Source organism: Paenibacillus sp. LPE1-1-1.1 (assembly GCF_040676435.1).
Classification (GTDB): Bacteria; Bacillota; Bacilli; order Paenibacillales; family Paenibacillaceae; genus Pristimantibacillus.
Map to the genome: position 1 here is coordinate 978,509 of NZ_JBEGHY010000012.1, position 23,489 is coordinate 1,001,997.

Sequence of the window (23,489 nt, forward strand, 5' to 3'; positions counted from 1 at the left end):
CGAAGGACGGCTTTTTTGGTTAACCTGCTTGGCGTGATTTTTCTTTGGATTCCTTGCCCGTTAATTCTTTACTTTTCATTTGCGAGGCCTCTTTTTCTAAAAGCGAACGGTTATTGCTGTCTGTGGCCAACTCCATTTGACAGCTCCCAATTAGTCTGCCTCCGTCTTGAATGATGAGCGAATGAGCAGCCGTAATGGATCCTGTCAGCATGCCGGAGGAGGTAATGGTAAGCCGCCCTTTCGTGATAATATCGCCAAATACTTTTCCGGCGATGGTGATATCACGAGCCGTAATATTGGAGCGAGCAAGTCCGCATTCTCCAATAATAACATCCGTTTTGCATTCGATGTCACCGCGGTGTTCCCCTTCGATTCGCAGGCCGGCTTCGCAAATCATATTGCCCTCGCTTAATGTGCCTTGTCCGATTAAAGTATCGGTAGCAGCTATCCGTTTGTGATCTTTAAACATGAGAGTTAATCCTCCTTAATTAAGCTTAGATAGGGTATCGGGTTAACAGGTTCATGTTTGTGCATGATCTGAAAATGCAAATGGGGACCTGTACTCCTGCCGCTTGAACCTAATAAGCCTATTTTTTCTCCGCGAACGACGGAATCGCCTTTCTTCGCTTCAATTTTTTTCAAGTGCATATAAGCGCTCTGCAGTCCTTCTAGATGATCGACTACGATATACGATCCTAGAGAGCTGTTGTAGCCTGTTTCCGACACTGTGCCATCCGCGGCGCTGAACACCGGATCACCTAACTTTCCCGTGATGTCTATGCCGGCATGGAAGGCAGCACGCCCGGTTAATGGGTCTCTACGGTAGCCAAATCCCGAAGACAGCAGCTTAGAGCGCGTAGGCCATATAGAAGGATAAGCATCCACCGAAGCGCGAGTGGTATGGGCCAGCTCAAGCGTCAAAGCCATGGACTTCTCCATCGTATCCGCAATTGAATCCAGCGTGGTTAACGTCACATCGGTTTTCTGGGCGAGTAAAGAAAACGGTACGGATTCTTTTATGTAATTAAGGCTTTGAATGGATGCATCGGGAAGGAGGGACGTTGTCTGTGCGGGCGGAATCATATCGGAAATCGGTACTCGCTCGCTAGAGGAATCCAATCGGTCTCCATACTTATAAATAAACTGTTTTAAACGGAGCTCGAGCTGCTGCAAAGCTTCCATTTTCTTTTTCATCTCATTTGTTTGCTGGGACAGACCAATCAAATCTTGCTGTAACGTGTGAATGGCTTTGTCTTTGCCTGATAAGGTTTCTGAGAACAAAAGCTCCTGCTCCGACAATGCTGCTTCCAATTGATTCAGCTCATAATAAGACTTTAATTGAAGTCCAGTAATGCTGCCCGAAAGAGCAAGTACGATTGCCGTAGGTGCAGCAAAAACAAATCGTTTAGATACATGAAACTGTTTAACTGTTTTGTCAGCGCCGCGCAGCACGACAAAGGACCATTTAGGCTTTCGTGCTCGTTTCAATAGTACACTCCTTCCTTTTGTGGTTACCTATAAAATGATCATGATGTTCTATTGCTATTTATTCTGAAATGCAATAAAACATGCCTTAAATATTGCGAGTAAAAAAAGAAAGACCGCCTACAGCGCACGGAATGTGCGAGCGGGCAGTCGATAGAAACCATAGGAAAGGCAGCAGAGTCAGTTCGCTTTTGCCAGTTCTAGCTGGGCTATGGCACTCTCAATCGCTGGCGTGAATGCAAAGGAGCGCCCCTGTTGTTGTTCCGGAGGGAGAGCAGCCAGCTGATCGATTCTTCTCTTTATTTCAGTGGAAAGTTCGTGAATATGTTCCGCGTATTCATTAGCTTTCGTGTCGTTTTTTTCCGCAGCTGCTGTCTGATTCGCTTTGGCGTAAGAGGTTATCGCAGCTTCATAAAGATTTATATCCCATGGGAATTTGGTGACACCTTCATCGATAACAGCGAGTGATTCTTCAAAAAGACCTTTCGATTGCAGCACGCGATATTGCGATAAAAGCAGGTTGCGGTTATAGGGATCCGTTTCTCTTGCTTTATTCAATGCGCTTAAAGCTTCATCTAGATAAGAAGCAGTGTTTGTTTGCGTAAAGGCCTGCTCCAACCAATTCGCTTTCGTTAATGTAAAGGTTGATTGGTTAGGCGCCGCTTTAATGGCATCATCGATCATCGGTAAAAGCTGATCAAGCGAAGATTGCTGCTGAGCAGCCAAATTGTAAACCTTGTTATACTTTTGCAAAGCATTGTTTTCCAGTATGGCAACGACAAGCAGACAGAGAGACAATAGCGCAAGAATCGACGGATATGCGATTTTTGACCACGGTCGGCCGGTCGCCGCGGGCATGCGCTCCAGAGCAAATTTACTGCTAAATGGTGCGAGCATGCAGCCGAGTGAGATGAAGACGATCGCGCTGATAAATATATAACTCATATCAAAATCGATCACGCTGTGCACAAGAAGCGTCAATGAAAACATGAAAAAGACGAAATGACTGCCTCGCAGTTCTGGGTAACGTATGAATGATCGAATGTATAAGCCGTAAACGAACACGAGAAAAGCAATAAGGGCGATTAAGCCGATCCAACCGCTCTCTACCAGCGTTTGAACATAAAAGCTGTGGGCTTGCCTGCTCCAATATGGATTGTTCTGATATTGCTCGTACATCGCCTGCCAAGCGCCGCCGCCACCGCCTAATAACGGATAATCCTCCGCAACGCGAAGACCGTCCTTGTAAAAGGTTAAGCGTTCGAGCACGCTGTGCTGCTGAAGGTTAATATTTTCAAAGCGCGCGGCTATTTTATCCGGGAGAAGCCCTCGAATGGCACTGCTGCCGAGTAGGCTGCCGACAACCACCGCGGCTAGTATGACAGCGGTAACCGGTACAACGGCAAAGGACCATTTGTAAGTAGAAAGCTTTGCCGATTTTTTTTCTATAAATGAACTGGCTTTGGCATGGTAAAGCATGATGAGTCCGGTAGAGATTGCGATTCCTAAAATCAGGAGACCCCAGCTTTGCAATGGCAATGAGCTGAATAAGGAAACAGGGCTTTGCGCCTTCGTTTCCGTAGGCTGCACAATCGCTGCAATGGCATCGGCATTAGCTGTAAGCTTGCCCAAGATGGCCATGGAAACCGTTACGGATAGAACCATAAAAACAAGATAGGCGATTTGTTTCGTGAAGCGCATAAATGGAAGAAAAATCAATACCATAACCGGAATAATGACAATGGCTCCGCGGGAATAAGTGAACATGAATGAAATCCAAATCGGCACAAGCATGGCAGCATGTACAATACGCGCGGAAGGACGTATGCAGTGCGCTGCGTAATAGAGACTGGCAAAAAACAAGGCGATTAAGAAGCCTGCATAAGTATTGGAATATTGGAAGACGGAAGCGAGTCGATAACCGTCATGCGCGAGCCATAGCGCATCCCTATAATACATTTGCCCAAATAGGTTGAGTAAACCAAACAATACGATTAAATAGGATGAAAGCATAAGTCCGTACTCGATCGTTTTTCGGGAAAGCTTAGCTTCTGCGAAGTAGAGGCTGGAAATAAAAAGAGCCACCAGCAGAGAAAATACGAGAGTCATAAACTGGGCATAATAACTCGATACCGCTTGGAACGAGGAAAGCCAATAAAGGAAAGGAAGCACCATGACCGCAATCGACAAAATCCCTCGATAACCGCTATTCTGTCCCTTGCGATAAATATATAGGGCCGTAACGAGCAGCAGTACAAATCCGAAAATGATAGATCCGTAAATCGCCCCGTCAAAGCCCAATTCATAGCCGTTAAACAATCCTTGCTTATAAGGGAAAATAACCAAGAATAGGGCAAGACCGATCGTCCCAATCCACTTTAGTAGCGATAAATCAGCTGTTTCAGCCGGCATATTGCTTTTTGTTTTTTTTTGTGCACCCATGCGTTTGTACTCCTCATTCATCATTATGTAGAACCGGAACCGAAAGCTCCTGTTTGTATTTTAGCAAAAGGGGGGGGAGATTGCTATAATATAGTACTTGTTAATTGTACGAAGAGGATTAATATCGAAATAGAGTAAATAAATTACAGAGTTATGACCAAAAAACGTTTTATATTCTATATGCTTAAGATGAACAACTTCGTGTTATTCCAGCAACTTTCTTCGACAAGTCATCTTATATTTCGCATTTATTCAACTGTATTATGTTATAATAATTTGGATGAAAATCTGCAGTTAAAGTACATAAATAAAATTGAGCATAATAGGGGTAGTAGCTTCATGATTAGAAGATTAATGAAATACAATCAATTGATTCTAGAAATGACTAAAAGAGATGTTTTAGCTAGATATAAAGGATCTTATTTGGGGATTTTATGGTCTTTTGTGACCCCATTGTTAATATTAACGATATATACTTTTGTTTTTAGTGTTATTTTTCAATCAAAATGGAATATAGAGGATACCTCCCATATGAGTTTTGGCATTACGCTGTTTGCTGGGATGATTATTATAAATATTTTTACAGAGGTTCTCATCAAATCGACTAGTATTATAGTTTCAAATCCCAATTATGTCACGAAGGTTGTTTTCCCTCTTGAAATCTTCCCTATTGTCATCTTCATGTCTGCATTAATTCATGCATGTATAAGTTTTGGTATATTGATTATCGCACAATTATTATATACTTCTACCATTCATTGGACTGTTCTATTGATTCCAATTATATTAATTCCGCTTGCTCTTTTTTCTATTGGAATAGGCTGGATTTTCTCTTCTTTAGGAGTGTTTGTAAGGGATTTGAATTATATGATGAACATAGTAGCTCAAATACTAATGTTTTTATCGCCTGTTTTTTATCCTATAGAAATTGTTCCCGTTAAGTTTCAATCTTTGTACGCCGCGAATCCCTTGACAGGAATGATTACTGAGTTTCGTGAAGTAGTGCTTTGGGGAAATATGCCGAATTGGTTGGAGTGGGGTAAAATTTTTATCATTTCATTTGTAGTTTTTGTTGTTGGTTACTGGATATTCCGCAAGTGTAAAGGAGCTTTCGCAGATGTTATCTGATTATGCTATAGAGATAAAAAACGTTACTAAAACATACACGGTTTACAATAAACCAATTGATAGACTATATGATCTGATTTTGAACGGTTCTAATAGAGGTCGTCAGATCAATGCACTTGATTCCGTAAATATGAATATCCCTAAAGGTAAAACGATTGGACTTATTGGACAAAATGGTTCCGGTAAAAGTACCTTATTGCAAATTATTGCAGGAACATTGAAGCCAACATACGGTAATGTTCATGTAGGAGGTAAAATAGCTGCTTTGCTTGAGCTAGGCTCAGGATTTAACCCGGAGTTTTCAGGTCGTGAGAATGTTGTATTAAACGGAACTTTGATGGGATTATCTAGAGATGACATTAATCAAAGAATGGACTCCATTATCGATTTTGCAGATATAGGAGATTTTATTGAGCAACCTGTCAAAACGTACAGCAGTGGTATGTTTTTAAGACTTGCATTCGCGGCTGCTGTACATACGGATCCTGACATTCTTATTGTAGACGAAGCGCTTGCTGTAGGAGACGCAAGATTTCAAAATAAGTGTTTTCGTAAGTTTAAAGAATTTCAAGAAGCAGGTAAAACTATTTTATTTGTTTCGCACACTACAGAATTGTTAGTCCGACATTGTGATTATGCTTACTTATTAAATAAAGGAAAAATGATATTTGAAGGTGCGCCAAAAGACGTCGTTAATGAGTATCATGACCAATTATTTGGAAAAACAGAAATGGTACCGGTAAATACAACGAGTGTAAGTAAAAAAAATGCCCATGAACGGGAAAATGAAGAAGATACTTTTATTACAATTAGACCCAATGATGATAATTGCATCAAGAACCTTACATATAACCCTCAAGAGTATAGATGGGGGAACCGAGATGCAGAAATAGTTGATTATCAAATCGAATCAGACGGAAGATATAATCAAATGGAATACAATACTGCGTTTCCCATGTCAATCAGTTTAAAAGTTAAATTCAACAAAACGATTCTAAGACCGGTTTACGGATTGACTATTAAAACAACAGATGGCGTTATTGTTTATGGAAGTAATTCAAGAGACCAAGGACAACCTTTTATTATTAAAAATCAAGATGATTGGTCTATTGTTAAATTTGAATTTCTACCAAACCTTGTTCAAGCCGATTATTTTATTTCATTAGGCGTAGCAGAAGATATTCCAGGAGAAGAACCGATTCCTTTAGATAGAAGATACGATATGATACATGTTAAGTTAAGCCATAATACATTAGGTTTTGGGATTGTAGATTTAAATATGAATGTAACGGAATTGAGGTGATTTGGTGTCTTCATATGTATTTGATACTGAACTACAGGTTTGGCACAGGGAAGATGCCGAAGCCTTTAATTATTCTGATGGAGATGAATCGGAAGATTATTTATTCACATTAATACGAGATTCAAATGATAAATCTAGCTATTCGGAAGAACTGATGAAGAATATTAAGGACTGGCCATCGAGATATCACTTAACCCCTACCAGGCACAATTTACTTCGACCTCTTAACATTAATTCAAGCATGAGCGTCTTAGAAATTGGCTGTGGCTGCGGCGCGATGACTCGATATATGGCTGAAAATGCGGGAAAGGTCGTAGCGGTAGAAGGGAGTAAACGGCGTGCGTCAATTGCAGCTGCTCGATGCGCTGATCTTACCAATGTGAGCATCTACTGTGACAATTTCGTTCTTTTTGAAGAAACTGAAAAATTTGATGTTGTCACATTAATTGGTGTTTTAGAATATGCACCTTCCTTCGTGGAAGGAAACGATCCTGTCCGACTGCTGCTACAGAGAGCAAAACAGTTTCTAAAGCCCAATGGAGTGCTGCTGGTCGCTATAGAGAATAGGCTGGGACTTAAGTATTTTAATGGGGCAGCTGAAGATCATACAGGAAAGCTGTTTGATGGACTTAATGATTTTTATGCAGCGACTGGTGTTATTACGTATGGAAAAAAAGAACTGTCATCTAAATTAGAGCAAGCAGGTTTTAGCGAAATAGATTTTTTATATCCATATCCAGATTATAAGCTGCCAAACATAGTCGTTAGTGAGAAAGCATTTAAAATACCAGATTTCCATATTGACCAAATTATTGGTCAATATCGCGCACAAGATTACTCTGGTCAAGAAAATCGGCTATTTCATGAAGGTCGGGCTTGGAATGTGATTGCTAGAAATGAGCTAGCTGCAGATATGTCAAATTCGTTTCTCGTGATCGCCCGTGTTGATCATTCTGTTAACGCATTATATCCAGATTCTTGGTTGGCAAGTACCTATTCAACACAAAGGAAAAAAGAATTCGCGGCTGCTACCCATTTTACACTCAAAGAGGATAGCTCGATTGTTGTTAGTAAGCAAACACTATTCGAACAAGATTCTTCGAAGCTCAGCAGAGTGACACATCATTTAGTCGAATCTTCTTATATCAAGGGAGAAGTATTTAATTATAGTTTGCCTGAAGTGTTTAAATCAATTGATATAGAAAATGCTTTTTATTCTTATATTTCGCCATGGATTAATTATTTGGAATCCCAAAGCAGGAATGGGACTGTTCCTGGAAGGTTTTTAGATTGTACGCCAACTAACCTTATTAGAACAGATAATAATGAGCTTGTTTATATTGATGATGAATGGGAAATGAACGAAGATCTATCAATAAAATATTTGATTTTTAGAGGGCTTATCAATACGGTTACTCAATTAGAAAATCATGAAATGACTTTGCTTCTTAAAAAACGTTCTACTAGTCAATTTATAATTGATATGCTGTATATGGCTAAGTTACCCGTATCCCAAGAGGAAATCATTATATTTTTAGAGCAGGAAGGTACTCTTAATGAGGATATTTATCCAAGCGATAAAGAAAGGTACTTAGAGTATGCCGTGAAATGGATCAATCAACCCTTTCCAGAGGCTTTTGCTCCAGACGAAATAATCGATTCAAGGTTACCTTGGGATATTAAAAGAAACGAACGTTCGCAGCAATTAAAGCTATATTGGAGCAAACAAGACTTCCAATTTGATGAGGAACGAACGCTGCTTATCCCCTTAAATTTGGATAAAACAGTATACTACGATACAAAGATGTTTTCAGTTAAAGAGGTTGAACTGATTCGGTTAGAACCTCAAATATATAATGGTTGGGGCAAGTTTATAAGTTTGTCTATTTATAGTGAAAAGAATGTTTTACTCTACTCAACGGACTCGTCAGATTTATTATGGAAAGTATTGAAACGAAATGGAATAGTTACCAAATTAATTGACGGTAAATTAATGTTTATCGCCAATAGTGATTCTGGACATTGGATATTGTCTTTAAATGAACTTCAAATTGATGCCGATAAGATATACTTAAAAATTTATATGCAAGCAAAACAAATAGATAATGAGTTATATCATTGGACAATGCTGGAGCAAGAAAATAATACGGAGCTTTCAAAACAAAATGTATCGTTGCTCGAACAGAAGGAGCTTCTTCATAAAGAACTAATTCTCTTAAATGAACAACTGACGTCAAATCAACGTCTTTCTTTACAGTTACAGCAAGAAAATGAATTAATGATAAACTCACGTTCTTGGAAAATAACAAAAGGAATTCGAGTTATTGGTAGCTTGCTTCGAAAATGCAAAAAAAAAATTAAAAGAAAAGTTAAACTTGTCCTTCAGCAGTATCGCATATTAAAACAGAAAAGAAGTAATTGGGACGAGTTATTAATCGATACTAAAAAAACTCAGTACACGCTGGTAATTTCACATACGGACTATTTGATTTCAATGGGCGGTACTGAAAAAAGTATTTTAGAACAGACAAAAGCTAGAACAAATATTGGCGAAGGCACAATCGTTATTTTCCCAGCATACCATCATTTTTTTGGAGATTCACATTCAATGAATCGATTTGGGATATACATTGGGCAAACACTAAAGGGTTATTTTAGTTTATCCGACTGCCTCAAGTTCTTAGAGAAGATATCTAGCAAAATAAAGGGTATCCATATCCATCATTTATTGTTCTGGCAGTATTCGGATTATTATCAAATTCACGAGTTATTTGTTAAACATAAAAAATCTATTACTTATTTTGCCCATGATTTCTTTATCAGTTGTTCCAGTTACCATATGATACAGGAAAATGAGATGGGTTCGCAGCCATGTATAAATAAGATGAAATCTGAATCGGTGCATGTTGTGTGCTCAGATTGTATCCATGGGCGCGATGTTGACAAGTGGAGAGTGCTTATAAATTCAATACTAAAGGATACCAAAGATGTTATTGTACCTTCTATTTTTGTAAAAGAGACCATTGAAATGATCTACCCAGATTTAACTGATAAAATTGTTATTAAACCTCATTTAAGGTTAATTGAAACAGGTAATCGCTCGTCATATTCGGAAGATAGAAAGCTAAGAGTCGCTTATCTGGGTTATAAAATGGATAATAAAGGTTGGCGAATGTGGGAGAAACTATATACAAATACAATATTAAACGAACAATATGATTTTTATCATATAGGTTCGTCTGAAACATATTCTGACTTTGTCAAAAGTTTCAGCTATTCGTTTGTGGATTCTGGTCCTATGGCTGCAGTCAAAGTATTAGAGCAGCAAGAAATAGATGTTGTGTTATTGTTATCTATCGTTCCTGAAAGTTATTCGTTCACGTTGCAAGAAGCATTGGCGGCCGGAGCTTATATAATTACAACGAGTCGAAGTGGAAATATAGCTCATACTATTGAGAAATTAGGGGTAGAATCAGGAGCAGTCATAAATTCAGATTCTGCAATTATGGCATTTATTATGGACAAGCATCAAATTACAGAGTGGGTAAAAAAGAAAAGACCGAAATACAAATTAGTTTCTACTTATGAAGAAGGGATGATATAAATGATTGTAACAACGTCTATATGTGCTAATTATTTGCCTAAAGCTATGGTGCTTGCTAAATCTATTAAATTAGTCTTACCAGAAGTGAAGTTTATTGTTTGTCTTTTAGAAAGAGAGGTACATCCAGCTGCCCAATCATTTGAATATTTTGATGAAATATTGCTTGCTAAGGATTTAGGATATGAGGATTTTGACAGATTTATATTTAAGCATTCTATTGTTGAGGCAGCAACTTCGGTTAAAGGACAGCTATTTGTTTATTTGTTAGATCATTATAAGCAAGAGAGTAAGTTTGTATATTTGGACCCTGATATTGAAGTGTTAAGCCCTCTAACTGAGCTTGATGAAGCATTGGATAAACATGGCGTAGTACTAACCCCTCATTTATGCCACCCAGAAGATATCATGGATGCGGTTATGGATAACGAATTAAGTGCTTTAAAGCATGGCGTATTTAACTTAGGTTTTTTAGCGATTAGCCGGGCAACTGAGGAAGGCAGGAAGTTTGCAGAATGGTGGGCATCCCGATTAGCTATGTTCTGTTATGACGATATCCCAAGAGGTATTTTTACTGATCAGAAATGGGTGGATTTAGCTCCAGCCTTCTTTAATGTTCACATCTTAAAGCATCCAGGTTACAACGCGGCGCCGTGGAATTTGTCGAAAAGAAAGATGATATTAGATCAACAAGGTAATTATATTATTAATAATCTACCATTGCGCTTCTTTCACTTTTCTGGTTTCGATTCAGGAGCAAACGAAGGTATGATCAACAAATATGTACCAGACCTTAAGAATGCTGTATATACCTTAAGAGACAATTATGTAAAAGAAATGAAAAAGATGGGTCAAAACGAACTCGGAAAAGCTCCTTGGAGCTATGAATATTATGAAAGTGGCGAGAAGATAGCCCGAGAAGTAAGGATTAAATTTAGAGATATTCCTGAAATGCCATATATGTATCCGCAACCTTTTAAGCAGTCGAACGAGATATTAGGTGGCGTTGTTGTAGTGCAAAAGCACACAAGAAAAATAACGGTTAGAAAAGTAGTCAGGAAATTAAAGAATCTACTTAGATAATTTTTAATATAAAGTGATTCAGAGCTTTAAATATGATAGATATGAGGTATAGACGTGAGAAGCATCGGACTCGATATTGCAAGATGTCTTGCTATTATCTTAGTACTCATTAGTCATATTCGAGTGTTTTTTGAAAAATTTTGGGATGTGCAAACATTTTCAATAAACGGACTATTAGGAGTAGAATTATTCTTTGTATTAAGTGGATTCCTTATTGGCGGAATATTAATCAGAGATGTCTATGAGGGTGATGGATCTTTAAGAGTATTTTTAATTAGACGCTGGTTTCGGACTCTACCTAGTTATTTCTTAGTACTGTCCCTATTGGTAATAATCGGAGCTTTAGTAGGTACCCCATATTACTTTCAACATTTTTTATTTATACAAAATTTTAATTATTCTCAAATGAGTTTTTTTGCTGTTTCATGGAGTCTATCAATAGAAGAATGGTTTTATCTTTTCATAGCTGTTTTTATATACTTATTATCAAAACGAGATGAAAAATATAGACGAATTCTTTTTTTTAGCTTATGTGCTTTTGTCATATTTGGAAGCATAGGTGTAAAGTTTTTTTACACATACAATTACGATCCATTATGGGATGCAGGAATTAGGAAGCAAATATTTTTACGTATGGACAGTCTAATGTTTGGGGTGCTGCTGGCGGGCATTAAATATTATTTTAAAACTTTTTATGCTAGAATAAATAGTTTTTATTTGTTCCTCCTTTTCTTCTTGTCTATCGTGATAATTAATATTTATTATATTTTTGCTTTAGATAGCGGCAGAGAAGCCATAAATAATTCGATAATAAGTAGGACTGTTTTTTTTGATTTTATTTCCTTGACCTTCATGTTTTTTATTTGGTTATTAGATAAAAGTAACATTGTCAATCAAATTAAAAATAAGTACATCCAAAAGGCGATAACGTTCCTTGCTATAACTAGTTATTCGGTTTATTTAATTCATTATGATATTTTTCGATTGTTTAATAATATGACAACATCAGTTTCATCTTATACACTTATGATTTTAATCGTTTTGTTTACACTTCTATTGGTGTATATTTTGGCTCTCTTAATGTTTTTGTATTGGGAAAAACCGATAATGAATTGGCGGGAAAGATTCGTGAAAAAAGTATAACGAATTCAAAATGTTTGACTAACAAAACTATAGATTCAGGGTGCACACAATGGTATTTAGTTCAGTAGTTTTTTTGATGTTTTTTTTACCATGTTTCTTGTTAATTTATTATGTGCTTCCATTTAAAACCAAAAATTTATTTATCCTTTTAGCTAGTTATATTTTCTATGCATGGGGTTCATCAGAGTTTTTATATATGTTGATAGTATCGACATTCATGGATTATGTATTCGGTCTTTTGATCGATAGGTCTAAGAAGGTAAAACACAAGAAAATATTTGTTTCGCTTTCTATTATTATTAATTTGTCTTTATTAGCATATTTTAAATACGCTAATTTTTTTGTGGATCAATTTAATGATGTTCTGGTTGTTTTAGGGATGACTGGATTCCATTGGATAAATGTGGCGCTTCCAGTAGGGATATCATTTTTTACATTCCATAAGATAAGTTATATCGTCGACGTTTACAGAGGAAAAGAAAAGGCTATGCGCTCATACATAGATTTTTCTTTATATATCGCATTATTTCCACAATTAATTGCGGGCCCTATTATTAGATTTAATGAGATTGCATCGCAATTTAAAGAAAGAAAGCATTCAATTGATAAATTTTTCGATGGTATGTGGAGATTCTCAATCGGTTTGGGGAAAAAAGTTATATTGGCAAATGCTGCTGGTCGCATAGCTGATGAAGTTTTTCAACTGTCCAACCAAGATTTAAGTATGCCAATTGCTTGGATAGGTATTATTTGTTATTCGCTGCAAATATATTTCGATTTTTCAGGCTATTCGGATATGGCAATCGGTCTAGGTAAAATGATGGGTTTTGATATTCCAGAGAACTTTAATATGCCATATATCTCAAAAAGCATAACGGAGTTTTGGAGAAGATGGCATATTTCATTGTCTCGTTTTTTTAGAGATTATGTTTATATCCCTTTAGGTGGAAATCGTGAAGGGGCATTTAAAACAAATCGTAATTTATGGATAGTCTTCTTTTTGACTGGATTTTGGCATGGAGCAAGCTGGAATTTTATAATATGGGGTTTGTTTCATGGTTTATTTCTTGTTATTGAAAAAAACACAACATTTTTGTCAAAAAGCCATTCAACTTTGAGGGTTCTGACAACTTATTTTATTGTCCTCGTGGGCTGGGTATTCTTTAGGGTTGAAACATTATCTAATGCATTATTATATCTAACAAGAATGTTTGATTTTACTAATATAACGAATCCATTCCAATATATAATTAGTCTTTCCCCTAAAAATATAATATTTACAATTTTAGCTCTCATTTTAAGTTTTGTTACTATTAAGGGTGAATGGTTAAAGAAAGATATTATAAGAGGAGTAATTTTATTAGTGATCTGGTTTTATTGCATCTTGCTACTATCAAACTCAAATTATAATCCATTTATCTATTTCAGATTTTAAGGGCGGGAAGTACCAAATGTTGAAAAAAGGATTTGTAATCGCATTTCTATTGTTAATGGTTTTTCCATCCGTCCAAATGTTTACCGGTGTGATACCATTAACAGATTTGAACGAGAACAGAAATAAGACGGGATTCCCTTCATTTTCCTTTCAAAAAATATTTACTGGACAGTACACAAAAGATCTGGAGGCTTATATTAATGATAGCTTTGGATTTAGAGATGTTCTTGTTCGAATGAATAGCTTTATTGATATTGCTGTACTACATTCTTCTTCAAACGAAAAAGTAGTAATAGGAAAAAACGATTATTTGTTTTATAGTCCAACATTAACTGATTATCACAGAATGACTACTGCATCTGATGAGAAGATTGAAAATTTTTCGAATCAATTAATTACATTGCAAAAGATGTTAGAAAAAAAAGGGGTTTATTTTTTATTTGTTATAGGACCTAATAAGAATTCAATATATCCTGAGTATATGCCGTATAAAAGTCAAAATCCTCAAGGTATAAATAATTATGATAAATTAATGAAACGTCTTACTAACGATGGTGTTAATCATTTAGATTTGGTTCCAGTATTGGAAAAACAGAAAGAAAAATTCGATCTTTATTATAAAAGAGATACACACTGGAATGAAACAGCTGGTTTTATTACAACGCAAGAAATTCTTAAGAAAGTAGGACCGGAATTTGGTATGACATTCAATCCAAAAATCATGTCTTTTAATGAGACAATGGGCGGAGGATGGGATTTAAATATCATGTTAGGTATTAACAACCCAAGCTCCTATAAAACCAAATATAAAGTTCCGGTTATCGATTATGGGGAAACTGAAAAAAAATTGCCGGCGACGTTATGGTATCACGATAGTTTCGGAACGGTGATAAAACCTCATCTTACAAATTATTTAGAGGATTTAAATTATTTGTATTATGTTGAGAATCGTTTAAACGAAACATTGGTGAACAATTTAAAAGGGAAGAAAATCGTTATTTACGAAGTCGTGGAAAGAGAACTACCTATTATAATGGATTGGGACTACAAAATTGATGAATTTGATTATGAGGAGAATAATGCCGAATTTAAAGCAGCTATTTTAAATTTAGAAAATTTGACTTCTTCTTTTGATGTTAAAACTGCTGGTGGTGATAATGGGTTTATGATATCTACAGAAGGAATAGATCCTCGACTATATTGGAAACTGCCTAATGAACAAAGAGTCAATTATATTTCCATAAAATTCAAAGAGGCACCCAAGACTTCAATTGGACAAATTTTTTGGACAACCGCCACTGATCAAGTACACGATGAATTAAAGAGCCAATTGTTTGAAATGAATCCTAATAATAAAGAATATATTGTTAAGATTGATTATCCAAGCGCGATTGATAGCATAAGGATAGATTTAGGAATGGAAGTTGGTTTAGAGTATTCAGTAGAAAGTATAAGTTTTTTGTATGACTAGTATGCTTGAGCTAGCTAGGGTGGAGGTACTATGAAAAAGTATATTGCAATCGTTGCTATTTTAGTTTTTGCGTTAGCTTTAAGAATATATTATATCAATGCGTATGACTTTTCTCACCTTGAAGGTGATGCAATGTTCTATGATAGTATGGTGAAGCAGTGGTTGGAAACGGGTGTCTATGGTTATAACTCTACAACCTCAAATGCGTTTGTACCGCCTGGTTTTCCAATAATTCTCTCACTTGTGTATTATATATTCGGAGAGAACTATTTTAATTATTTAGTTTTTCAATCAATATTAAGCGTTGGCGCAGTCTTCCTCAGCTATCTCATTTCTAGAATGTATTTGGAAAAGCTATTTAGTTTGTTTGTTGCGCTGCTTTGCTCTATTTATCCTAGCTTCATATATGCTAACGGCCTTTTGCTTACAGAAGTATTGTTCATGTTTACTTTTCTATTATTTATTTATGTGTTTTTACTAGGTTTCAATAATAATAATAGATTTCATATTATTGCTAGCGGAGCAATTTTAGGTTTTTGTGTATTAATTAGAGCAACGCCTGCATACCTCATTGTGTTACTTTTTGCTTATTATCTAATTATTAGTACGAATAAGAAAATAGTTGTAAAGAGCATTGTTTATTTTATGCTTCCTTTTATTGTTGTAATGTCACCTTGGTGGATTAGGAACTATATATTGTTTGATGCTCCAGTTCTTTTTGCTACTTCAGGAAATAACCCTTTATTATATGGTGTACATCCTTATTTAATAGGCGTCTTAGAAACATTTGATAAAGTATATGCTTTAAATCCAGATGAATTGACTAGAAGTGAGATGTGGAAAGAAATGGCGGTAGAGAAATTTGAAGAAGGTTTAGTGCTAAATACTGAAGTTTATGTTAATTGGTTTATTTTTGGGAAAATAAATTTAATGTGGTTAAAACCTTGGGTTGAAAATGGAACTATTGCATTATTCATGCAAAACATTCGAATTCCTATGCATATTTTGATCGTGATAGGTGGTTTAATTGGAGCAGTCTTTTCCGTTATAAAAACAATCAAACCTATTCATGTTTTGGTTATCATACCTATTTACTACACTTTTGTTCATTTAGTCTATTTACCTTTACCTAGATATCTGTTTCCGATATTGCCATTCTTAATCATCCTTTTCGCATTTGCACTGCAAATCCTTTATAAAAAATACGAAAGGAAATTTGGAAATGGTCAATAAAGTATTAGTTGTATATAGGGCCGTAATTGTTTGTACTGTGCTATTGGTTGTGTATAGCTGTTATATTTTTAATAGTAAAATAGATGAACAGAAAACAAAATGGACAGTTGAAACTGAGCAGAAAAGTATTAGTTCAGATTTATTTATCGATAATTTACAGTTTTGGAAGACGAGTGGACTTACTTTTAAAGAAAAACACAACAATGAAATAGAGTATATTACAACGTCAAAAGATCCTGCAATGGTATCAAAGGAATTAGAGCTTCATGCAGGTCCAGTCATGACTAGTGTTGAATTAGAAACCAATCGAGACAAGCTCCAATTATTTTGGAGTACGGAAGAGACTTCAAACTTCACAGAGGAAAATAGCGTTGTTTTGAATAGCTCAACAGGTAAGTATATTTATCTTATTGACGCAGATGTTCTTAGTGTACGTGTAGATCCGTCCGAGGAATTAAATCAAAAAGTAATGATAAAAAAAATAAGCATTAAGAAAGATGCGAAATAAAGGAGTAGTTTAATGAAAGGTATAATTCTTGCAGGAGGAACAGGATCCCGACTCTTTCCTCTGACTAAAGTTACCAATAAACACTTACTTCCAGTCGGGAAGTATCCAATGATCTTTCACTCCATTGCGAAGCTTAAAGAATCTGACATCATTGACATTCTCATTGTAACCGGCAAAGAACATATGGGCGATGTTGTCAATTTACTTGGAAGCGGTACAGAGTTCGGCGTATCGTTTACATATAAAGTTCAAGATGAGGCCGGAGGTATTGCACAAGCACTAGGATTAGCTCAGAACTTCGTTAATGGCGATCAAATGGTCGTCATTTTGGGTGATAATGTTTTCGAAGATAGCATAGCTCCGTTTGTAAGCAACTTTAAAAAGCAGAATTCTGGCGCTAAAATACTTATTCAAGAGGTTCACGATCCTCAGCGTTACGGTGTGCCCGAATTGAATGGAGAAAAAATTGTTTCTATTGAAGAGAAACCTAAGCAACCAAGGAGCAATTTCGCTGTAACAGGTATATATATGTACGATAGCAGGGTTTTTGAAATTGTAAGGACACTCAAGCCATCGGGTCGAGGCGAACTCGAAATTACGGATGTGAACAATGCATATATTAAAGCAAATGAACTCAGCTTTGATATTCTACAGGGTTGGTGGACGGATGCGGGGACTCATGCTTCATTGACTAAGGCGAATGAACTCTCGAAGGACATTACGTTCGGTGAGGAATTCGGTAAACTAAAATTATAATAGAACAGGTGACATATGAAAATATTACTTTCTAAGCTTCCGGACGTAAAACTGCTTGAACCTGCTGTGTTTGGCGATCATCGTGGCTTTTTTATGGAAAGTTATAATGAACAAGTCGCTCATGAAATTGGGATTACACATGCGTTTATTCAAGACAATCATTCCTTGTCCGTAGAGGCGGGAGTACTTCGGGGCATGCATTATCAATTATCACCAAAAGCACAAACGAAGCTGGTTCGAGTAACTTCAGGTGCTATTTATGATGTTGTAGTTGATATCCGCACGGGGTCGCCAACTTTTGGACAGTGGCAAGGCTTCATTTTAAGTGCGTCTAACAAACGACAGTTACTTGTTCCTCAGGGTTTTGCGCATGGCTTCTGTACACTAGTTCCGAATTGCGAAGTCCAGTATAAAGTTGATGCGCTTTATTCTCCTGAACACGACCGCGGGATTGCTTGGAACGATCCCGTGCTTGCGATTGACTGGTCGACAACAAATCCGATACTTTCTGATAAGGATGCCAAGCATCCTGTACTGGCTGACGCGGAAATCAACTTTATATATGAAGGGTGAGTTGGACTCGTGAAATTACTGATTACCGGCGGTGCCGGCTTTATCGGCAGCAATTTTGTATTATATATGATTAAAAACTATCCAAGCTACGAGATTATCAATGTAGATGCGTTAACTTACGCAGGCAATCTTGAAAATCTGCGCACGATTGAACTGCATCCTAGTTACACATTCGTAAAAGCTGACATAGCGAAGCGGAGCGACATAGAGCCGTTATTCCAACAAGGCATCGATGCAGTCATTAACTTTGCGGCGGAATCGCATGTTGATCGTAGCATTTTACACCCAGAGATTTTCGTGCAGACAAACATTCTGGGTACGCAAACGCTTCTTGACCTTACAAAACAATATGATGTCACCAAATTTGTTCAGGTTTCTACCGACGAGGTGTACGGTACGTTAGGCGAGACCGGGCTTTTTACCGAGGATACGCCAATTGCTCCGAATAGTCCTTACTCGGCTAGCAAGGCAGGTGCGGATTTGCTTGTCCGTGCCTATCATGAGACGTTTGGACTGAATGTCAATATTACGCGCTGCTCCAACAATTATGGTCCTTATCAATTCCCGGAGAAGCTTATTCCATTAATGATTCAGAATGCGCTTCAAGACAAACCGCTTCCCGTTTACGGTGATGGCTTAAATGTGCGTGACTGGCTGTATGTAGAGGATCACTGCAGCGCTATTGACCTGGTTCTTCACAAAGGCCGCAACGGTGAAGTGTATAACGTAGGCGGAAGGAATGAACGGAACAATCTTCAGGTTGTCCGTACGATACTGGAAGAGCTCGGTAAGCCTGAGACGCTTATTTCCTATGTGAAGGACCGCCTTGGACATGACCGTCGTTATGCAATCGATGCAGACAAAATCCGCAATGAGCTAGGCTGGCAGCCGAAGTTTAATTATGAAGACGGAATCAAGGAAACGATTCGTTGGTATCTTAGCAACACCGAATGGATGGAACAGGTAGCTTCTGGCGCATATCAGCAATATTATGATATTCAATACAAGGATCGCCTGGAGGCTGACGAATAACATGTCAAAATTGAAGATCGTGATTACAGGCGCGAATGGACAGCTCGGACGCGAACTGTCGGAGTGGACGACAGGAACAGCCGAAATCATTGGATTTGGCCGACATGAATTAGATATTACGAGTCTACCCGCATGCCGTAATTTATTTGCGCTTCATCAGCCTGATGTCGTTATTCATTGTGCAGCATATACAGCAGTCGATAAAGCCGAGTCCGAACCGGACGAGGCTTTTCGTGTGAATGCGGCGGGCACACGCAACGTTGCCGTTGCTGCGCGCGAGGTAGGCGCGAAGCTTTGTTATATTAGTACGGATTATGTTTTTGATGGTACGGGTACAACACCTTACAATGAATATGACAAAACTAATCCATTAACTGTCTACGGGAAATCAAAATTTGCAGGCGAACAGCTGGTACAGACGCTGTATGATCGATATTACATCGTACGGACATCATGGGTTTTTGGTAAATACGGCAACAATTTTGTAAAGACGATGTTGAAATTGGCAGAGGAACGTGACCAACTTAAGGTGGTCGCAGATCAGATCGGGTCGCCAACCTACACCTATGATTTGGCGGAATTTTTACTTGAGCTCGTACACACAGATTATTACGGAATCTATCATGCTTCAAACAGTGGAACCTGTTCATGGTATGATTTTGCCCAAGCAATATTCGAGGAAAGTGGTTCGAAGATTATACTAGAGCCCTGTACCACGGCTGAGTTTCCTAGGCCAGCACCTAGACCAGCATATTCGGTTATGGATCATTCTGCTATGCGAAGTAATGGGTTTAACGTGCTGCGGCCATGGCGAGAAGCATTAAAACACTATCTCAAAGACAGTGAGTGATAAAGGAAATGCCAACAGCAAGTGTTTGTATCGTAACCTATAATAGCGCGGACGACATTGAGAGCTGCTTACAGGCTGTTTTGAAGCAAACTTTTCCGCTTGAAAGCATTGTCGTAATTGACAATGCTTCCACAGACGGTACGGCTGAGCGAGTTAAGACCTACTCGGAGCAGGTGCAATTCATAGCAAATGAAGTGAACAACGGGTTTGCCGGAGGCCAGAACCAGGCTATTCGTCAAACCCGTTCGGATTATGTACTCGTATTAAACCCGGATGTAACACTTGATCCAAATTATTTATTTGAAATTATTAGTTATATGGAACAAGATAAAGCTGTTGGTAGTGCAACTGGCCAGCTTGTTTTTGCATCTAATCAAGATGTTATGGATAGTGCGGGATTAGGGATGAAACGAACTAGAAACGCATATGATCTTGGTGCCGGGGAACCGGCAGCAAATTGGAATATGCCAACCGCTGTATTTGGCGTGTCAGGTGCCGCAGCAGTATACCGGTCAGCAATGATTAGAGATATTGAATTCGAAGGCGAATTTTTTGATGAGCAATTTTTTGCTTATAAGGAAGATGTTGATGTAGCTTGGCGATCGCAGACCCTTGGCTGGACGTCATATTATTTGCCTTCAGCAAAAGCAGTGCATCATAGGGGCTGGAAGAAAGGCGGCCGCAGCAGCGTTCCGCTGTTCGTGAGACAGCATTCCTATCAAAATCGTTTTTTTACTCTGTTAAAAAACGAACCAGTTGGTTGGCATACCCTAGTAATAGGACCGCTTATTTTTTTATCTGAAGCTGTGAAGCTTTGTTATATCGTTATAAGAGAACCAGGATTACTTCGATGTTGGCCTGCTATTATGCGCTTTCTACCTTGCATGCTGCGGAAACGGCAATGGATTCAGAAAAAAATTAAACAAAAAAATAGAAGCAGGTCACTTCAATAGATTTATAAATGGAAAAATATGGGGTTCTCCTCTTGATCTATATTTGGTACAATGCAGATAGAGTCGAAATTTAAGAGAAAGCGAGTGGAATCGGCGAATGCTGAGGCAAAACCAGCGATTTTTGACACAATTATATATGTTGGCGGATTTATTTTGCACATTGGTCGTATTTATGGCCGCGTATTGGCTTAAATTTTATAGCGGTCTGCTGCCCAGCTTCAACTCCGTTTCGTTTTCTACTTATCTGCTGTGGGGTACGATCTATTCCTTCTCTGCTGTGCTTGTCGGCTTTTATTTTCAGTTTTACTCACCTAAACGTCGTAAAAACTACTCCTATGAAGTTTTACGAATCTTACAAATTCAAACGATAAGCTTTCTAGGCTTGCTTAGCTTGTTTTTCTTCACTCGAGAAGTACATATTTCCCGGGAATTTCTCGCGATCTTTTTCGTCATGAATTTTATAGCGATTTCGGCGTACCGTTACGGGGTGAAATCGATCCTCGCATCCTTCCGCCGCAAAGGCTTTAATAAAAGGTTTGTCCTTATTGTCGGGGCCGGCTCCGTTGGCCGCAGCTTTTATAGCAATTTGCAGCAGCATCCTGATCTCGGCTATGAGGTAGTCGGCTTTTTGGACGACTATCAAACAGAGCATGCGCCGGAGCATCAGCATATGAAGCCGATTATCGGCATGATCAATGATTTAAGAATGAAGCTCGAGAAAGCACCGATTGATGAAGTCATCATTGCGCTGCCGCTCGATGCGCACGCGAAATATGCCGAGATCATTGAAGTGTGCGAGCGAACCGGCGTAAAGACGCTTATCATTCCGGATTTCTTTGATCTGCTGCCAGCGCGGCCTTTCTTTGATAACTTTGCAGGTATCCCGCTTATTAACGTGAGGGATATTCCGCTGGATGAACTAAGCAACCGCATACTGAAACGTTGGTTCGATATCGCTTTTTCAATAGCGGCGATCATCGTTACCTCGCCGATTATGTTGTTTGCCGTTATAGGTCTTAAGCTGACTTCTCCCGGTCCGATTTTATTCAAGCAGGAGCGTATGGGACTGGACCGAAAGAGCTTTTATATGTTTAAATTCCGCTCCATGCATGTATCGACGGATACGGTATCGGATACGCAGTGGACGGTTCAGAATGATCCGCGCCGTACCAAATTCGGCAGCTTCCTTCGTCGTACGAGCCTAGATGAGCTTCCGCAGTTTTTCAATGTGCTGCTTGGACATATGAGCGTTGTAGGACCGCGTCCAGAGCGTCCCTACTTCGTGCATCAATTCAAAGAAGAAATTCCGAAGTACATGATCAAGCATCAGATCAGGCCTGGGATAACCGGCTGGGCGCAAACGAACGGACTAAGAGGCGATACGTCAATCAAAGACCGTATTCTTTTTGATATTTTCTATATCGAGAACTGGACGTTTTTCTTTGATATCAAAATTATTTTCAAAACGGTTCTGAAGGGCCTGATTAACAAAAATGCTTATTAACAGCCACGCAGCTTGCCGAGTTTCCGTTATTATTCCTACATTAAATGCAGGACCCGATCTAAATGAATTAATTAAGAGGCTGCAGCAGCAGTCTCTCCAGCCTTACGAAATAATCGTTATAGATTCCTGCTCGGATGACGGAACGGCTGAGCTGGCGCGTATGGCTGGCGTACGAGTGCTCCATGTTCCGCGAAGCGAGTTTGATCACGGCGGTACCCGCAACAGGGCTGCGCAGCAAGCCAAGGGCGATATTTTGATGTTTATGACGCAAGATGCGCTGCCGTATGACGGTAAGCTTATTGAGGAGCTGACGAGGCCTCTCCTTACTGAGGATAAGGCCGTTTATGCGTATGCCAGACAGCTTCCGAGAGCAGACGCGAATGAATTGGAGCGTCTCGCTAGGCAGCACAACTATCCGGCTGAGTCCCAATTAAAGTCATATGAGGATCTGGATCGACTTGGACTAAAAACGTTTTTTTGCTCCAATGTTTGTTCGGCCATACGGCGCGAGGTTTTTGAAGCGATGGGCTGTTTTCAGGAGCCGGTTATTTTTAACGAGGATTTATTTATGTCAGCAAAATGTATTTTGAGCGGCTACCAGGTAGCTTATTGCGCCGAGGCAGCTGTTTTTCATTCCCATGACTATTCCGTTGCGGAGCAATTTAAACGGTATTTCGATAACGGAATCTCCATGCGCTGCAATACCTGGATTACGCCTTACAGCGCAGTCGGCAAGGCAGGTTCGAATCTTGTTAAGCTGCAGCTGAAAGAACTGCACTTCACCCGTCAATGGAAGCTTATACCGAAGCTTGCTGCGGAATCTGCCGCGAAGCTGCTTGGTTACAAGCTGGGCATGCATTACCGACTGCTTCCCGCATTTATTACGAGAAGGCTAAGTATGCATCGGTTAATCCTGACTCATATTGAGCAGCAATCCCCGGGAGTTGCAATGAAGCAATAAGCATCCGCATAACACATCTTATAAGCCC

The 23,489-nt window shown here is 38.5% G+C and carries 19 protein-coding genes; 16 read left to right on the plus strand and 3 right to left on the minus strand.

Going from position 1 to position 23,489, the window contains the following annotated elements; genetic code table 11:
- Positions 1–19: 19 nt before the first annotated feature.
- From MRBLPE1_RS14815 to MRBLPE1_RS14825, 3 genes are all read right to left on the minus strand, one after another.
- Positions 20–469 carry a bactofilin family protein gene (locus tag MRBLPE1_RS14815; RefSeq protein WP_364146464.1) on the minus strand — a complete coding sequence of 150 codons (450 nt, stop codon included), beginning with the start codon at positions 467–469 and terminating at the stop codon, positions 20–22.
- A gap of 5 nt (positions 470–474) precedes the next feature.
- Entirely contained in the window at positions 475–1,488 is a 1,014-nt protein-coding gene (locus MRBLPE1_RS14820) for a peptidoglycan DD-metalloendopeptidase family protein (protein ID WP_364146466.1), read from the minus strand.
- A 177-nt stretch (positions 1,489–1,665) separates the two neighbouring features.
- Complete coding sequence (locus tag MRBLPE1_RS14825) at positions 1,666–3,927, minus strand: O-antigen ligase family protein (RefSeq protein WP_364146467.1); 2,262 nt, start codon at positions 3,925–3,927, stop codon at positions 1,666–1,668.
- A 339-nt stretch (positions 3,928–4,266) separates the two neighbouring features.
- Between MRBLPE1_RS14825 and MRBLPE1_RS14830 the strand changes: the two genes are divergently transcribed.
- The 16 genes from MRBLPE1_RS14830 to MRBLPE1_RS14905 all read left to right on the plus strand — a co-directional run bounded on the left by MRBLPE1_RS14830 (position 4,267) and on the right by MRBLPE1_RS14905 (position 23,461).
- Positions 4,267–5,055 (plus strand): ABC transporter permease, encoded by a 789-nt coding sequence (locus MRBLPE1_RS14830; protein ID WP_364146469.1) that lies wholly within the window; start codon positions 4,267–4,269, stop codon positions 5,053–5,055.
- Entirely contained in the window at positions 5,045–6,358 is a 1,314-nt protein-coding gene (locus MRBLPE1_RS14835) for an ABC transporter ATP-binding protein (RefSeq protein WP_364146471.1), read from the plus strand. The genes MRBLPE1_RS14830 and MRBLPE1_RS14835 overlap by 11 nt, the downstream gene beginning before the upstream one ends.
- A 4-nt stretch (positions 6,359–6,362) precedes the next feature.
- Positions 6,363–9,962: a methyltransferase domain-containing protein gene (locus tag MRBLPE1_RS14840; RefSeq protein WP_364146473.1), complete on the plus strand. Its 3,600-nt coding sequence runs from the start codon at positions 6,363–6,365 to the stop codon at positions 9,960–9,962.
- Entirely contained in the window at positions 9,963–11,042 is a 1,080-nt protein-coding gene (locus MRBLPE1_RS14845) for a glycosyltransferase (RefSeq protein ID WP_364146474.1), read from the plus strand. It begins immediately after the preceding gene.
- A 54-nt stretch (positions 11,043–11,096) separates the two neighbouring features.
- Complete coding sequence (locus MRBLPE1_RS14850) at positions 11,097–12,185, plus strand: acyltransferase family protein (RefSeq protein ID WP_364146475.1); 1,089 nt, start codon at positions 11,097–11,099, stop codon at positions 12,183–12,185.
- 49 nt (positions 12,186–12,234) lie between these two features.
- The gene (locus MRBLPE1_RS14855) at positions 12,235–13,620 is read left to right on the plus strand and encodes an MBOAT family O-acyltransferase (RefSeq protein ID WP_364146477.1); all 1,386 of its coding nucleotides are present in this window, start codon (positions 12,235–12,237) and stop codon (positions 13,618–13,620) included.
- A gap of 16 nt (positions 13,621–13,636) precedes the next feature.
- Complete coding sequence (locus tag MRBLPE1_RS14860) at positions 13,637–15,091, plus strand: alginate O-acetyltransferase AlgX-related protein (protein ID WP_364146479.1); 1,455 nt, start codon at positions 13,637–13,639, stop codon at positions 15,089–15,091.
- Between the two features lie 30 nt (positions 15,092–15,121).
- On the plus strand, positions 15,122–16,324 hold the full coding sequence (locus MRBLPE1_RS14865; RefSeq protein WP_364146481.1) for an ArnT family glycosyltransferase: 1,203 nt from the start codon (positions 15,122–15,124) through the stop codon (positions 16,322–16,324).
- Positions 16,314–16,832, plus strand: coding sequence for a hypothetical protein (locus MRBLPE1_RS14870; RefSeq protein WP_364146483.1), 519 nt, complete (start codon positions 16,314–16,316; stop codon positions 16,830–16,832). The genes MRBLPE1_RS14865 and MRBLPE1_RS14870 overlap by 11 nt, the downstream gene beginning before the upstream one ends.
- A gap of 12 nt (positions 16,833–16,844) precedes the next feature.
- Positions 16,845–17,588, plus strand: coding sequence for a sugar phosphate nucleotidyltransferase (locus MRBLPE1_RS14875; protein ID WP_364146485.1), 744 nt, complete (start codon positions 16,845–16,847; stop codon positions 17,586–17,588).
- A gap of 15 nt (positions 17,589–17,603) precedes the next feature.
- Positions 17,604–18,161, plus strand: a complete 558-nt coding sequence (gene rfbC / locus MRBLPE1_RS14880) for a dTDP-4-dehydrorhamnose 3,5-epimerase (RefSeq protein WP_364146487.1) — start codon at positions 17,604–17,606, stop codon at positions 18,159–18,161.
- Between the two features lie 9 nt (positions 18,162–18,170).
- Positions 18,171–19,193 (plus strand): dTDP-glucose 4,6-dehydratase, encoded by a 1,023-nt coding sequence (rfbB, locus tag MRBLPE1_RS14885; protein ID WP_364146488.1) that lies wholly within the window; start codon positions 18,171–18,173, stop codon positions 19,191–19,193.
- Between the two features lies 1 nt (position 19,194).
- Positions 19,195–20,043: a dTDP-4-dehydrorhamnose reductase gene (rfbD, locus tag MRBLPE1_RS14890; RefSeq protein ID WP_414698875.1), complete on the plus strand. Its 849-nt coding sequence runs from the start codon at positions 19,195–19,197 to the stop codon at positions 20,041–20,043.
- A gap of 8 nt (positions 20,044–20,051) precedes the next feature.
- On the plus strand, positions 20,052–20,996 hold the full coding sequence (locus MRBLPE1_RS14895; protein ID WP_364146490.1) for a glycosyltransferase family 2 protein: 945 nt from the start codon (positions 20,052–20,054) through the stop codon (positions 20,994–20,996).
- 97 nt (positions 20,997–21,093) lie between these two features.
- Positions 21,094–22,500 carry an undecaprenyl-phosphate glucose phosphotransferase gene (locus MRBLPE1_RS14900; RefSeq protein WP_364146491.1) on the plus strand — a complete coding sequence of 469 codons (1,407 nt, stop codon included), beginning with the start codon at positions 21,094–21,096 and terminating at the stop codon, positions 22,498–22,500.
- Positions 22,490–23,461, plus strand: coding sequence for a glycosyltransferase family 2 protein (locus MRBLPE1_RS14905; protein ID WP_364146492.1), 972 nt, complete (start codon positions 22,490–22,492; stop codon positions 23,459–23,461). The genes MRBLPE1_RS14900 and MRBLPE1_RS14905 overlap by 11 nt, the downstream gene beginning before the upstream one ends.
- The last annotated feature ends 28 nt before the right edge of the window (positions 23,462–23,489 follow it).